The 13,709-nt window shown below is 62.7% G+C and carries 17 protein-coding genes; 4 read left to right on the top strand and 13 right to left on the bottom strand.

Annotation, left to right across the window (positions count from 1 at the left end):
* The first annotated feature begins 298 nt into the window (after window positions 1–298).
* A complete protein-coding gene (locus ACX5I4_RS02140) occupies window positions 299–544 on the top strand; it encodes a hypothetical protein (RefSeq protein WP_461835215.1) in 246 nt (81 codons plus the stop codon).
* Here ACX5I4_RS02140 and ACX5I4_RS02135 read toward each other — a convergent pair.
* Window positions 541–1,014: a MarR family winged helix-turn-helix transcriptional regulator gene (locus ACX5I4_RS02135; protein ID WP_461835214.1), complete on the bottom strand. Its 474-nt coding sequence runs from the start codon at window positions 1,012–1,014 to the stop codon at window positions 541–543. The two genes, ACX5I4_RS02140 and ACX5I4_RS02135, sit on opposite strands and share 4 nt — an antisense overlap.
* 146 nt (window positions 1,015–1,160) lie before the next feature.
* On the bottom strand, window positions 1,161–1,883 hold the full coding sequence (locus ACX5I4_RS02130) for a hypothetical protein (RefSeq protein WP_461835213.1): 723 nt from the start codon (window positions 1,881–1,883) through the stop codon (window positions 1,161–1,163).
* Window positions 1,884–2,121: 238 nt separating this feature from the next.
* Between ACX5I4_RS02130 and ACX5I4_RS02125 the strand changes: the two genes are divergently transcribed.
* Entirely contained in the window at window positions 2,122–2,367 is a 246-nt protein-coding gene (locus tag ACX5I4_RS02125) for a hypothetical protein (RefSeq protein ID WP_461835212.1), read from the top strand.
* Window positions 2,368–2,527: 160 nt separating this feature from the next.
* Here the strand turns inward: ACX5I4_RS02125 and ACX5I4_RS02120 are convergent, their stop codons facing one another.
* Window positions 2,528–2,989 carry a DUF4265 domain-containing protein gene (locus tag ACX5I4_RS02120; protein ID WP_461835211.1) on the bottom strand — a complete coding sequence of 154 codons (462 nt, stop codon included), beginning with the start codon at window positions 2,987–2,989 and terminating at the stop codon, window positions 2,528–2,530.
* Between the two features lie 146 nt (window positions 2,990–3,135).
* Complete coding sequence (locus ACX5I4_RS02115; protein WP_461835210.1) at window positions 3,136–3,597, bottom strand: DUF4304 domain-containing protein; 462 nt, start codon at window positions 3,595–3,597, stop codon at window positions 3,136–3,138.
* Between the two features lie 55 nt (window positions 3,598–3,652).
* Between ACX5I4_RS02115 and ACX5I4_RS02110 the strand changes: the two genes are divergently transcribed.
* The gene (locus ACX5I4_RS02110) at window positions 3,653–3,787 is read left to right on the top strand and encodes a hypothetical protein (protein WP_461835209.1); all 135 of its coding nucleotides are present in this window, start codon (window positions 3,653–3,655) and stop codon (window positions 3,785–3,787) included.
* 134 nt (window positions 3,788–3,921) lie between these two features.
* On the opposite strand, the gene ACX5I4_RS02105 is transcribed toward ACX5I4_RS02110, so the two are convergent.
* From ACX5I4_RS02105 to ACX5I4_RS02070, 8 genes are all read right to left on the bottom strand, one after another.
* Window positions 3,922–4,362 carry a hypothetical protein gene (locus ACX5I4_RS02105; protein WP_461835208.1) on the bottom strand — a complete coding sequence of 147 codons (441 nt, stop codon included), beginning with the start codon at window positions 4,360–4,362 and terminating at the stop codon, window positions 3,922–3,924.
* Between the two features lie 47 nt (window positions 4,363–4,409).
* Window positions 4,410–4,823 carry a hypothetical protein gene (locus tag ACX5I4_RS02100; protein WP_461835207.1) on the bottom strand — a complete coding sequence of 138 codons (414 nt, stop codon included), beginning with the start codon at window positions 4,821–4,823 and terminating at the stop codon, window positions 4,410–4,412.
* Window positions 4,757–5,398, bottom strand: a complete 642-nt coding sequence (locus ACX5I4_RS02095) for an RHS repeat-associated core domain-containing protein (RefSeq protein WP_461835206.1) — start codon at window positions 5,396–5,398, stop codon at window positions 4,757–4,759. The genes ACX5I4_RS02100 and ACX5I4_RS02095 overlap by 67 nt, the downstream gene beginning before the upstream one ends.
* Window positions 5,399–5,550: 152 nt before the next feature.
* Window positions 5,551–5,691, bottom strand: coding sequence for a hypothetical protein (locus tag ACX5I4_RS02090; protein ID WP_461835205.1), 141 nt, complete (start codon window positions 5,689–5,691; stop codon window positions 5,551–5,553).
* 1,099 nt (window positions 5,692–6,790) lie between these two features.
* On the bottom strand, window positions 6,791–7,219 hold the full coding sequence (locus ACX5I4_RS02085) for a hypothetical protein (protein ID WP_461835204.1): 429 nt from the start codon (window positions 7,217–7,219) through the stop codon (window positions 6,791–6,793).
* 61 nt (window positions 7,220–7,280) lie between these two features.
* On the bottom strand, window positions 7,281–9,149 hold the full coding sequence (locus ACX5I4_RS02080; protein WP_461835203.1) for an RHS repeat-associated core domain-containing protein: 1,869 nt from the start codon (window positions 9,147–9,149) through the stop codon (window positions 7,281–7,283).
* Window positions 9,150–9,294: 145 nt separating this feature from the next.
* Entirely contained in the window at window positions 9,295–9,645 is a 351-nt protein-coding gene (locus tag ACX5I4_RS02075; RefSeq protein WP_461835202.1) for an immunity protein Imm33 domain-containing protein, read from the bottom strand.
* A 48-nt stretch (window positions 9,646–9,693) separates the two neighbouring features.
* Complete coding sequence (locus ACX5I4_RS02070; RefSeq protein ID WP_461835201.1) at window positions 9,694–11,637, bottom strand: RHS repeat-associated core domain-containing protein; 1,944 nt, start codon at window positions 11,635–11,637, stop codon at window positions 9,694–9,696.
* A gap of 31 nt (window positions 11,638–11,668) precedes the next feature.
* Between ACX5I4_RS02070 and ACX5I4_RS02065 the strand changes: the two genes are divergently transcribed.
* Window positions 11,669–12,127, top strand: a complete 459-nt coding sequence (locus ACX5I4_RS02065; RefSeq protein WP_461835200.1) for a hypothetical protein — start codon at window positions 11,669–11,671, stop codon at window positions 12,125–12,127.
* A gap of 93 nt (window positions 12,128–12,220) precedes the next feature.
* Here the strand turns inward: ACX5I4_RS02065 and ACX5I4_RS02060 are convergent, their stop codons facing one another.
* A complete protein-coding gene (locus tag ACX5I4_RS02060; protein WP_461835199.1) occupies window positions 12,221–13,549 on the bottom strand; it encodes a PIN domain-containing protein in 1,329 nt (442 codons plus the stop codon).
* Window positions 13,550–13,709: the final 160 nt, after the last annotated feature.

Here is a 13,709-nt window from a genome sequence, read left to right as displayed (position 1 = left end):
CTCAGATCAATGTGTTTTGGATTGTTTGAATCGTTTCATTGATACGATTCAAACTACGTGGTTCTTGAGAAGGTTGTCAAGGGGAATTCTGAGCACATACGTCGATGAGTTGCAGGGAACTCACCCCCGTCCCGGCGGTGTTGCCGCGCGCCTCGCAACGTCGATAGCATCATGGTGGGTTATGCAGCCGGCCCTCGGAACTCTTCCATGGAGTGACCATGATCCCTGACGCACCCGCTGCTTTGAATTCACTTTCCAAGGCCTCCCGCCCCGTTCCGGCCAAGCCGGGAGCTTCGCTGTGAACGCGCTCTTGTCCTCCTGCCTCGAAGGGCAGCTGGATCCGGTCGAGGGGCTTGCCAGGCTATCAAACGCGGAGCTCGCCTTTTTGGCTGACGCTCTCTTCAAGCATCTCGATGACGGGGAGCCAGCGTTCGGGGTCAAGTCCTGGTACGACGCGGTCTTGGACGAATTGGCCGCCCGCGGTGAGGGGACAGCGCTCGTCGGGCGTGCCGCCGTCGTCGTTTCCCGCTCTCTGCGCGATTAGTCTTCGCGCGGCGCGGGGGCGTAGGGGACGCCGGCCGTGAGGTCCGCCGGTGCTTCTCGGCCTGCGAGTTCGCGCACGAGGTACTTTAACTCCTGCCTGAACATCGAAGTATCGATGGACACCTGGGCGAGGACTTGCTGCTCCGATTCGACAGCCCGCTCCAGCGCATCCGTGCCGGCCTCGGTCAGTGACACGACATGCACCCTGCGGTCTTGGGAACTGCGTTGGCGCGTGATGTGGCCGTGGGCTTCGAGTCTATTCAGGGTCTGGCCCATGGTCTGGGCCTGCACGCGCACAATCTGAGCCAGCATGGTCTGGGTGATGGGACCGGTGGCTGCAAGAACTTCCATAGCTATAACGCCAGCATGGGTAAGGCCGATCGACCTGAGGTTTTCATCCCAGGCGTGTTCCACCAACCGGGCCGCTGTAGACAACAAGCGCCCCGTAGGCCAACGCTCAATGTCCGGCATCTCTCCATTGTAGGTCCGGGCGGGATTGGGGGTTGGGGGTGGGCTGGGTGGTCTAGAAGCCGTCTTGTAATTCGCAACATCGACGTTCCGTCGATGCGTTGGGCCGTATGGGCGCGCATCCGGTGGCGGAGTGGGCCTTGCCTCCATCATTCGATGTGCGCGGCAACCCGATCCAGCATCTCTGCGGCGTCCCGGATGTCCGCCTCGGAGAGAGTGCGGCCATGGACCTGCACGGTCAGCACTACACCACCCTTCAAGGCAGAGATGAATACCGTGGTTGATTTCTCTCCCGTGGGGAATTCAACGTATCTCTGCACAGCAATCGAGCCAGGCGTCCGGGTCTCGACTGTCGCGTGCTTTCCTATTGTGTGGATCGGGCCTGCGCCCGAACCGATCGAGACGTTCGGGCACCGGTCCACAAGGGCAGATTTCGCGTGGAGGGCCTTTCCCAATCCCGTCGCGTCCAACCCCGAGAGAAGACTGATGGAGATCGGTCCGGCGGACGTTGAGGTCCCATTGGTCCCTGCCATGACGGCTGCGTTTTCTGGGAGGTCTAGGACACTGGTCATGGCCATGTTGGCGCAGTCCGACGGCTCTGACTCCCACTGCGACATGGCGGTCGTGATCTTGTCCCGTGCCTTTCGGATCTGTTCGGACGGGACCGCGGTGAACTTCTCCCCGCCCTTAGGGCCAAACATGACCAACTTGGCCAGTTCTGACTCAGAGTAGGCTCTGGTCGCGGCCATGGATGGTGTGGGCGTGACGCTACTCGGTGTTGGTTCTATTGTCACGGCTGATGCGGTGCAGGCTGTAAGCCCAATGATTAGCACTCCACCAACTGCCACCAGTAGCCTTGACTGGATCTTCATCTCTCCCCCAAAACGATCGGAACTGCCCGGCGACTGCCTTGGGAAGAACCCTACTTGACGCTGCGGCCAGCGGTAACAATCGCGAAGCTGCTGCTCGACCCTTGCCTCCGGACCGGCAATATACTTTCAGGCTGCCAATGCGATGGTTGACCCGGGATGCGCTCACGGGGGGTCTCTCCGAGGAGGAAGAAGACGAGCGATCGCGGCAGTGGTCCGAGGTCTGTCGCTCAATCCCGCCGTGGCTGCACTCCGGCGCCCAACTGCTACTCGACACCACGTCCACGACGGAGTCATCGACTCCCTTCGTCGAGGCGACACCGACGTGGTCGAGCTCCGTGCCTTGATCGGCGACCTCCAAGTCGGCTACGAATGGTTCCTCGCCCGCTACCACGGCGCCGCCCGCGCAATCATCGAACCGGGTTTCAGCAGGGGCGCCGGCATAGCCGTAGCACTGGTAATCATCCGGCGCCCCCGCGGCCACTAGTGCCACGAGGCCGGAGAGGAGAGCTGCCCATGACCAGATAGCCCGGGCCGTCACATTGCCAGAATCGGACCCAAATTGGAAAGAGACATACTAGTTGTCTACGCCCTTCCCGGAGTGCATCGGAGCAATCAGGAAGTTGGAGACGAGGCAAGTTTGGGCTCTAGATCAGAATCTGTTCGGTCTCCACACTCTCGGCTAACTCAGCGATTCCGGCGAAAGACTCGTCGTGTGACCGCCCCGGCTCAAGACTGATGGTCGCATAGCCGGGCGAGAACCACCCGCACAAATACTCCAACCGGCCGAGTAGGTCATGTAGCCGCAGGTGCACCGCGCTGACGTCCTCGGGTCGCTTGACGGCGACCCTCACAACACCGTTGCCCGATCGCTGCACGACAGACTGGATCACATATCCGGTTGCAGCCTCGGCGCGCACAACATCGCCGAGAGCCATGTCATAGGCGAAGAACGGGATGCAAGAAAGCTCGAAGCGATCGTCGCCCACTCGCTCGGTCCAGAGTTGCTCAAAACTATCGCCGCCCCCGACGTCATCGACCACGGCGCGCAGCATGAAACTCGGCGTTGGTCGGCGCACCGGGTTCGGATGAGTCGCGATCTTCGTCATTTCGGACCGCCGTAGGTCGAGCCAACCAACCCGAACCGCAACCCTCCACCAGCCGCTGAACCGACACCTCAGCCCTCAACCATATCGACCAAACAGCTGCGAGGAGGGCTCGGTCGCCCCTGGATGCTGCCGGCTTCGAATGCTCATCAACCTGCGGCCTGGGCCGCGAGAAATCGTTGTCCATCGCCGTCAATCAGCGACTTTTTTAGAAGGTGTTGACCCGCCTCGGTTGCGAGACCACTATTGGTCATCCCCGCCTCAAGCAATGGTTCCAGCTGGCTCGTAAGGACGGCCAGCAGGCCTGTCCGTCGCTCTTCGTCGTCGGCTGCTTGATCGAGGTTGAGCAAATCCTCCAAATGCGCGCGGTGAGCGGCTGGGACCAATGTCTCAAGACGGCCCTGAACGTGGCAGTGACTCGGTTTGGGGGTTGTTGCGACGCCGACGCCCAAGAACCAGAAGCCGATGTTGAGGTAATAACGGGGACCGTATTGAGATTTCTGGAAATTCAGCACCGCGATGGCGTCGGGTCCGGTGACATACCAAGAGCCGGATTTCTTGGATCCGCCGAGCGACTTGCCGAATTCGTCGAATGTCCCATTTTGATGCATCTCCTGATTCAGCGAACCACTTGCCGCTGAGCGAGTTGGAGCTTGGTCCGAAGCCGTGCTTCCCAATATCGGCGAGTTCGCCTGGACTGACGTGGCGGTAGAGGTCCACGCCGTCGTCCACCCCCTTTGCGACCGCTGCCCCCGCTTTACCGAGCTTGCCGAGTTTTCCGATTGGACCGATGCCGGGTAGCGCGCTCATGGCGAGGTAGGGGGCATCGTCTTCGCTGAGGGCGGGTTTGCCCTCGATGGCGTTGGCCCACATGTCCAGTCCGACCGAGCCGATCCCGATGAAGGGAATGAACCCTACATCGAAGCTGAGGTATCTCAGTCCGGTCGCGAGGGCTGCCTCGGAACCCTCGCCCAATTTTGGAGGGCAAGGGCACGGGAACGAATCTCCTCCTCGTAGTAACTTCTCGCTTCTGGGTCGTCATCCCATTCACTCGCAAGTCCGATGAAAGGCCTCAGCTCGCGGGCGCTTTCTGGAGCCTCGGCGGCGATGCGCCAGATGCGCCGTGCGGCTTCGATGGGTTCCAGGTGTCCCTCTAGCAGCCGCCGAGCGACGTAGGCCGCAGCGAGCATCGCGGCCCGGTATTCAGACAACTCGCCGCAGCCCAAACTGCGCGCCAGCGCCGTCACTAGGTCGTCAGCTTGGTCGTATTCAGCTGAGGACAAAGCAGCCAACTCCAAGATGAGCGGCTCCTGTTCTCCGGCGGCGACCTTTCGCTCGGCCCAAGCGACGACCTCACTACGACCGACAAGGTCCATGCTTCGACGAGCAACTAAGCTCGCGGCCTCGAATGCGAGATCGGACCTCATGGCAGCCACATCATCTCGGTCTTGAACTCGAAGCGCTCTCCGGTGAGCACGTTCTCATACCAGTGAGTCTCCATGCGAAAACCGTCTGTTCCCTTGTAGGACGAACTACCCATCTTGGCCCAGTCGGCAGCAGTTCCGCCATACTCTATCGCAAGTCGATCGGCGACTCTCAACTTCCCGGAAGACCCCGCCCCAGCCAATGCCGTACCTGCTTCGCCCATCTGTTGCTCGCTGGCGAGCTGCCGCCCAAGGTTACGCCCGGCAATTGCCGACTCTGCCCCTCTCGCACCCTTGGCAACTTTACCGAGCTTACCGAGTTTGCCGATTGATCCGGCGCCCAACGTCATTGCGATGTAGGGGGCGTCGTCTTCGCCAAGGGCGGGTTTGCCCTCGATGGTGTTGGCCCACATGTCGAGTCCGACCGAGGCGGCTCCTCCGGCGAGGGGATGAACCCTACATCGAAGCTGAGGTATCTCAGCGCTGTTGCAGCGGAGGCATTGACGCCGTGTTCGCGTATGTATGCCATCGTTTCGTCGTTATCGCCACCTCCCGCTGGCCAAGCCGAGGTGTCCCTCGCCGACGGGCCGGCCGGAGCCGGGGCCGGTTGGAACACGGGGGCCAGCCCGGCTATGTCCCTGGCGTCGTAGTTGTCGGCCTGGCCCGGTGACGTCGGCAGGTGCCATTGGCCGGGGCTGACGTCGGCGTCCCTTCCGTGCCATGATCCGCCGTCGTCAAGGGCAGGCCCGAAGATCGCCAGCCCGGAGGGGTCGGCGTTGTTGACCGCGTCGGCTTCCCCGTAGACGTACGGGGAGAAGTTCCTGGCCTCGGCCAACTTGAGGACCGGGTCCGGACTCGTGAACACCCCTAGGACGGGGTCCAGGTCGCGGGCCCCGAGGTGCGTCAGAGTGCTGACCGTGTCCGCGAGCCCGCCGATGTACCCGTTGACGGCGCCGTACCCGGCCGGGTTCGCCGCGTTGGACCCCACACCGGTGGTTCCGGCCGGCGCGGTCGCGTACGCCCCGGAACCCGCCGCCGCCTGGGTCGCGCCGCGGGCCAGGCCCAGCGGGTCCGTGTACCGGGTCTGCGCCGTGGCCAGCGTCGCCCCGGCGGTCGGCTGGACAATCGTCTGGGCGGTGTTCAGGCGGTCACCGAGGATGAAGGCCGCTTCACCGTTCCCCCGACCGCGGTGCGTTGCGCGATCGTCTTGCCCGCGAAGGTGTAGGCCTTCGTGACGGTCTTCACCCCGCCCGGGGTCGAATGGGCAGTGACCGGGCCCACGGTCACCGTGGTGCCGGTCCCGTCAGTGAGCCCGACAAGGCGCAGTTCTTCGCCGCCGCAAGACGGGAAGCATAGTCATAGCCGTAGCACTGGTAATCATCCGGTTGCCCGGGCCGGGACGGGAACCACTGTTCCCGGGCGCTCAGCTTCCCGGAGGGGCGTTGTGGAAAATCGAGTGTTAGATACACCTTCAACGCACGAAGGAGTGCCTCTACGTTTGGAGATAAGGTGATCCATCGGCCGATGACATCCGCTTTCCCCGTTCTTGTCGCCCAGTGACTTTCGACATCGGAGTAGAAAAGCAGCCAAAGTCGGCGCAGCCCGATACCAGTCACCACGGGGGTCCAGGGGAAGGACAACGAGCACCCCTGTCCCGCCGTCAGCCACAATCAGGAGTTCGAGATCGCCTAGGAACTCGCCGACGACGATCGCAACCTGAACTGCTACGGTCAAGTCGAAGGCCGTCGGTTCGGCGAGTTCTAGCGTCGACTATCGTCCGGAGCCTCTCTCGCGAACGTTCCCCCAAAACGTCGCTAGGTCGCGTTCACTCAGAGGCATGCCCCAGCCTTTCGGTGAGCGGATTGACGCGAGGTCCACATCTCGGCCGAAGCCCGGGACCGTCTTTTCAGACCAAGGACCAACGTCGTCACGAGTCAAGAGAAGCCCGATCTCCCAGTCCCGCTGCGCCCAGATGGCCCACGCCCCCGATGACCCAGCGACGGCAAGAACGTTGGCGGTATAAGCAAGTGCGCCAGTCGGATCCCCACCCGGCTCATGGCGCAGCCCAATACCGTAACTTTCCCTTATATCGTCCTCAGGGACCTGAAAACCTGGGTAGAACTCATACTCATCTCGGTAATAGGGCATTTCCGGATCCAGCGCCATTACCGTTATGTGTTGATCTCGGTATTCCAGGGCTAGTGCCTCAAGCACTGTACCGAAGTCCGACCCCAGCACGCGGTCGTATTCGTAGATCCGGATCCATCCCGAGGGAGTTACGAATGGCCAATGCGGCAGTCGGGCCCGGCAGTCAAGAGTTTGACTCAGACGTTGAAGGCCCGCCCGGAAATCCTCGTCGCTCCGAAAGAAGTTGACCGGCTCAGTCATTGCCGTACCCCAGACGTATTTTGAGCGTTGACCCCGGCGACTCGGCGGGGGTGAATTCACCGGTCCAGCCTGTGTAACTGTCTGCCTTCTCGCGGAGAACGTATTTGGCCCCGTCCTTCTCAAAGATCTGGACTGCCCCGTCCTTCGAAACACGAGACGACCAGCCGCCGCTTGTCAGCGTTTCGCCAAACTCTGTATGTGTTGCATTGGTCCCAATGTTTCGGATGGACCCTCCTCTGGTCAAGTCCACGTAAGTACGTGACCCTCCAATCAATTTCTCCGCACCTATGACATTCTTGGCAGCTTTGCCAAGTTTGCCGAGTTTTCCGATTGATCCGATGCCGGGTAGCGCGCTCATTGCGAGGTAGGGGGCGTCGTCTTCGCTGAGGGCGGGTTTGCCTTCGATGGTGTTGGCCCACATGTCGAGTCCGACCGAGGCGGCTCCTCCGGCGAGGGGGATGAACCCTACATCGAAGCTGAGGTTATCTCAGCGCTGTTGCAGCGGAGGCATTGACGCCGTGTTCGCGTATGTATGCCATCGTTTCGTCGTTATCACCAACGCCCGTAGCCCACGCGGAAGCATCACTGGCTGACGGGCCGGCCGGGGCCGGGGCCGGTTGGAACACGGGGGCCAGCCCGGCTATGTCCCTGGCGTCGTAGTTGTCGGCCTGGCCCGGTGACGTCGGCAGGTGCCATTGGCCGGGGCTGACGTCGGCATCCCTTCCGTGCCATGATCCGCCGTCGTCAAGGACTGGCCCCAACACGATGAGTCCGGAGGGGTCGGCGTTGTTGATGGCATCGGCCTCGCCGTAGACGAACGGGGAGAAGTTCTTCGCCTCATCCCGTTTCAGGACCGGGTCCGGGCTGGTGAAGGCCCCGAGGACGGGGTCCAGGTCGCGGGCGCCGAGGTGGGTCAGGGTGCTGACCGTGTCGGCGAGCCCGCCGATGTACCCGTTGATGGCGCCGTACCCGCCGGGGTTGGCCGCGTTGGATCCCACACCGGTGGTTCCGGCCGGCGCGGTCGCGTACGCCCCGGAACCGACCGCGGCCTGGGTCGCGCCCCGGGCCAGGCCCAGCGGGTCCGTGTACCGGGTCTGCGCCGTGGCCAGCGTCGCCCCCTTCGTGGGCTGCACAATCGTCTGGGCGGTGTTCAGGCGGTCACCGAGGATGAAGGCCAGCTTCACCGTTCCCCCGACCGCGGTGCGCTGCGCGATCGTCTTGCCCGCGAAGGTGTAGGCCTTCGTGACGGTCTTCACCCCGCCCGGGGTCGAATGCGCGGTGACACCCCCGAGGGTGACCGTGGTGCCGGTCCCGTCCGTGAGCCCGACAAGGTTCCCACCGGCGTCGTAATACCTGGCCCCGGCACTCCCGGCAGACCCGGCCACCGGACCCGGCGGGGTCCCCGCCGCAGCGGAAGGATTCGGATTCGCCGGCAGCGTGCTGGTGCCCGTGGTGGCGGCGAGTTTCCCGTCCGGGGTATAGGACAGGGTCTCCCCCGCCCGGCCCGTCATCCGCCCCGCCGCATCCCAGGAGAACGTGCTGGTCGTCGGTGACCCGGTGGCCGGGGTGGACGTCAGCGACTGCACCCGGTGCGGGCCCGCCTGCCCCGCCGCCGGATACGCGTAACTCTCCGTGACCGCAAGATTCCCCGCGGCATCGAAACGCTTGACCTGGGACCGGTCCCCCGACGGCGTGTACGCAAACGTCTGCGCATACGGTGCCGGACCACCCAGCCCCGTGACCGACGTCGACGCCGGCGTGGGGGCGGTGCTGCAGTTCTTCGCGCCCGCCGTCCAGACCGCCGCAAGACGGGAAGCATAGTCATAGCCGTAGCACTGGTAATCATCCGGTTGCCCGGCCCGGGACGGGAACCACTGTTCCCGGGCGCTCAGCTTCCCCGACGGGGTGTAGGTGTAATTGATGGTCCCCAGGTCCGCGGTGACGCCCTTGGCGATGTTCGTCGCGGACTGGTTCGCCAGACGCCCCGTGGTCGCATCCCAGGAAAAGTAGACCTGGTTCACGCCGGTGGTGTCCAGGGTCATGCTGTTGTTGTTCCGGTCGAACTGCTGGTAGGTGGCGATCTGGTTCAGATGGCCGTACTGGGTCGAACCGACCAGGAAGTTCCCGCCCTGGTCCTTGACGGCCTCAGGGTTCTCGAACGAATCGTAGTAGGTGTAGACGGTTTCCGCGGCGAGGCCGGTGATGGCACCGTACCCGACCGGGTCTGCCGCGGTGGTCTCGACTACAAGGACCGGCCGCCGGCGGTGGCATGCTCTCCGGACCCGGATGACACTTGGGTCTAGCCGAGGGGCCAGGCTCAATCCTTCCAGCCAGCCCACCGGCGATGGCACGGAATACCGGGCAACTTCCAGAGTGCGTTGTCGCCGTCAGCCCTCAGGGATACGCGCAATCCCCACCCTGTGCTGACGGCATCGTCAATGGTCCTGAAACTCTGAAGGCTTAATTCCCCGACCGGCTCCACGGGGCCCGGATTTCCTATTCGAGAAGCAGGGACTCGTCGAACCACACATCCTCGTAGCCTGGTGCAATAAGAAATCGCCAACCTGGACCAAGTCCAAGATACGGAAGCACGGCCGGGCACCAATCCGCGAGATGCTCCACATGCAGCGACGCGAAGAAGTCGTCAGAAGTCGAAAGCTCTTCTCCTGCCCAGAAGTACCAACCACAGGTGTCGCCTGCCGCAGGATGCCGCAAACCATTCAACGGCCATAATCCGTCCCGAACATTTCTCGCGACTCCGCATTTCTCACCAGGCAGCGGCAAGTGGGGCGCTAAACCAAATCGAGCGACGATCTTAAGCTGTTCTGCGTCAATACCGGTGGTCACGGAATAAGTCCCAACAATCGGCGCATTTCCCGCGAATATCTGCTCATTTCAGCTCTCTCTTTTTGCCGAGCATGTTCGGCATTGAGGTTGAACGGCATCCAACGAGCGCATCTTAAGTCGATCGATGGCTCCAGTCCGATAATACTCTTTCACCAGCGGTTCTATGTGATCAGCCACTTGGGTCTCATCGACCTCGCCGCAGTCCACACATGCCTGACCCTGTACCGAAGCACGCTGACCGCGTGTTGTGGCATTTGAAGGACGTGAATACGGCACGGATATGTCTGCGGCTGCCGATGCAAGATTCGCGTTCCCGATTGCCGCGGTGGCGGCTTCGCTTGCTGCGTGCATGATGGCGTTTGCGGCTGCCAGGGCCGCCCCGTCGTTCCGGGCACCATGGTCGTTGGTTGACGAGGGCCTTTGGGGGATGGCGGGGAAGTACGTTCCGGTGGCCTGCGGGTAGTCGGCGACGTAGCCGTCGTCCGCGCCGGTGGTGCCGACCAATGGCCGGTCAAAGGAGATGGTGCTGTCCGCAGACGCGGGTATCGCCGGGAAGCTGGAGCCGGCGTCTGCTGATGACGTTCCAGATGAGCTGTGCTGTTCCCAAGGCCAGTGAAACTGGATCGGCGGTAGGTGGACTTGTGTCGCAAGCCACTCACCAATGAGGCCGACTCCCATGATTACCCCGATTCCTATGGCGTCGTCGATGCCGTAGTCGAGTCCTGAGGGGTCGCTGTGATTGACGGGGTCCTGGCCCGAGTAGGCGTAGGGGCTGTATTTGTTCGGTTCGGTTGGATCCAGGACCGGGTCCGGGCTGGTGAATACCCCCAGGACGGGGTCCAGGTCGCGGGCGCCGAGGTGGGTCAGGGTGCTGACCGTGTCGGCGAGCCCGCCGATGTACCCGTTGATGGCGCCGTACCCGCCGGGGTTGGCCGCGTTGGATCCCACACCGGTGGTTCCGGCCGGCGCGGTCGCGTACGCCCCGGAACCGGTCGCGGCCTGGGTCGCGCCCCGGGCCAGGCCCAGCGGGTCCGTGTACCGGGTCTGCGCCGTGGCCAGCGTCGCCCCGTTCGTGGGCTGCACAATCGTCTGGGCGGTGTTCAGGCGGTCACCGAGGATGAAGGCCAGCTTCACCGTTCCCCCGACCGCGGTGCGCTGCGCGATCGTCTTGCCCGCGAAGGTGTAGGCCTTCGTGACGGTCTTCACCCCGCCCGGGGTCGAATGCGCGGTGACACCCCCGAGGGTGACCGTGGTGCCGGTCCCGTCCGTGAGCCCGACAAGGTTCCCACCGGCGTCGTAATACCTGGCCCCGGCACTCCCGGCAGACCCGGCCACCGGACCCGGCGGGGTCCCCGCCGCAGCGGAAGGATTCGGATTCGCCGGCAGCGTGCTGGTGCCCGTGGTGGCGGCGAGTTTCCCGTCCGGGGTATAGGACAGGGTCTCCCCCGCCCGGCCCGTCATCCGCCCCGCCGCATCCCAGGAGAACGTGCTGGTCGTCGGTGACCCGGTGGCCGGGGTGGACGTCAGCGACTGCACCCGGTGCGGACCCGGCTGACCCGCCGCCGGATACGCGTAACTCTCCGTGACCGCAAGGTTCCCCGCGGCATCGAAACGCTTGACCTGGGACCGGTCCCCGGAGGGGGTGTACGCAAACGTCTGCGCATACGGTGCCGGACCACCCAGCCCCGTGACCGACGTCGACGCCGGGGTGGGGGCGGTGCTGCAGTTCTTCGCGCCCGCCGTCCAGACCGCCGCAAGACGGGAAGCATAGTCATAGCCGTAGCACTGGTAATCATCCGGTTGCCCGGCCCGGGACGGGAACCACTGTTCCCGGGCGCTCAGCTTCCCCGACGGGGTGTAGGTGTAATTGATGGTCCCCAGGTCCGCGGTGACGCCCTTGGCGATGTTCGTCGCGGACTGGTTCGCCAGACGCCCCGTGGTCGCATCCCAGGAAAAGTAGACCTGGTTCACGCCGGTGGTGTCCAGGGTCATGCTGTTGTTGTTCCGGTCGAACTGCTGGTAGGTGGCGATCTGGTTCAGATGGCCGTACTGGGTGGAGCCGACGTGTGCGCCGGGAGGCCGAGCGTCTAGCCTCGCTAGAACTTCAATTCAGGTCTTTCCACTGCAACGCATCTCGACTGCTCACGTCGCCGCGATCTGCCGGCCCTTCCTCCGGGCAGGGTGGACCATCAACGACCTCAAACATGCCATCGACTGGCGCCCCAACACCGACGCCAGGTACCACCACGACGGCGCCAACGGAGTCGAGAACGTGGGCGCCTGGCTCAAGTACCGGCTAGGCAAATGGGTCCGCCCTGACGGCGGGTTCTACCGCTCCCCCAGCCAGAGGCAGGCAGCGGAACAAGCCCAGCGCATAGCCGAACGCCAGGCTGCCCAAGAGCGGCGGGACCGAGAGCGCGCCGAAAGCGCGAGGTACATTCCCCCGGCCATTGGCTGGCGCGAACGCGTTGCCTGGCACTAAATGCTCCGGCACTTAAGTGTCAATAGCTCTAAAAGGTCTTTAGTACCTTTTAGAGCTATTGACACTGGAGCTCAGAAACCAAACGTGGATGAGTCAGTCGTCCTTGCCCATGGCGCGGGCGTAATAGCTGTCGGGGCCGTAGCCAGAGTCGTCGTCTTCACCCCGCATGGTATGGCGCCAGTGGCGTTCCTCGAACAGCTGGATTCTGGCGCGAGCCTCGTTGCCGCTGAATCCAGCGCGGACGTGGAGAGCGATGAGTTCCGCCCGAACTACTTCCAGACCCTCCCGCAATCTCGACCGTTCCGGATCATTCGCTTCGGTTCCAGCTTCTTCTCTTGCGGAAATGTGCCTAATCAGCCTCTCCAATCTGGCCTGAAGCTCGCTTAAACGTACATAGTCGTCGTAGGGCAAAGACTCACCCAGGCCTGCTGGTTGGCCGATCTCGGCCAGAGAAACCGGGCGCATGGATTCTACGAAACGGTCGCCCGCCATCACCCTTTCCTGCAGCCACCGAGAATACCGGGTGGCCTCGTCGGCCCGCTGCTGTGCTACGTCCTCCAGATCTTCCCGGGCGGCCTTGATAGCTTCGGGCGTCGTCTTGTCGCCGACCTCCTTGGCCGCGTAATCGAAGAACGACAGCCCGTTGTACAGATGGATGGATTGGCCGTTCGTAAACTCCCTGAACTCGTTGACAAGTTCAGGTCGTGGCATTATCTGCTTTCCATTGGCAGAAACCCACCAGTCCTCTTTTGCGTCTTCGGTGACGAGGATGATGTCCAGCTTGTTTTCCTTCGCATGGGTCATGACCTGCTGCCAGAGAACAAAGTCGCCATACTGGCGGTTTCCAGGTTTCTTGCCTAGATCCATGTATCCAGGCGGAATCTTGTTGGCAAAACGATCGGCGCCAATTTTGAAGAGCTTTTTCAGCTCTTCTTCCGGGGGCTTCGGGCCGATCTTGTCATCGGACAACAGCTCCGAGAGATGGTTTAGAACGGGGTCGTCAGCCGTGGGCGCGTTTCGGATAGCCACGGTTGCGCGAGCATCCTTGAGCTCCTTCACGAGCTCTTCGGCTGTATCCATAAGGGCTTTGTGCTTTTCGCCGGCAGCGAGGTGTGACTTCCGTGGGGCCTGACGGATCGTGTTGACCAGCTTGGTGATTGAATCGATCTGTTCGTCGTGAGCGGAGGTGGCTGCCGCGCGTACGCTGGCCCGGTTTTCGTGGTACTCCTGTACCGCTTGAAAGGGTACCCAAAGTCTGTCGCTAAATGCCGAGGCCAACCTTAGGTATGTAGCAGAGGTTTCAGGCTCATAGCGGTGGAAATCCAAGAGCACATTGGCATCGAAGACGATAGTGGCCGATGACCAAAGTGCCCGAATCTCCTCGTCAGAGGATCTGTAGTAGCCCTTGAAGTGCTGTTTCATCGTTACGTACGTCCTCATCCCGACTTGATCTGCACCCCAACTTATACTCGCCAGCGCTTTCCGGCGCACAGCGGTACGGCGTGTACAACCCAGACGGCGTCTTTCCCACGGTCCAAGACATGATACTGCCGACTCCGGCTCTTCAAGTGCCTAGAGACTC

The sequence above is a fragment of the Arthrobacter sp. MMS24-S77 genome, assembly GCF_054888235.1.
Note: the sequence above shows the minus strand (reverse complement) of the source record. Positions and strands in the feature narration are given on the sequence as shown.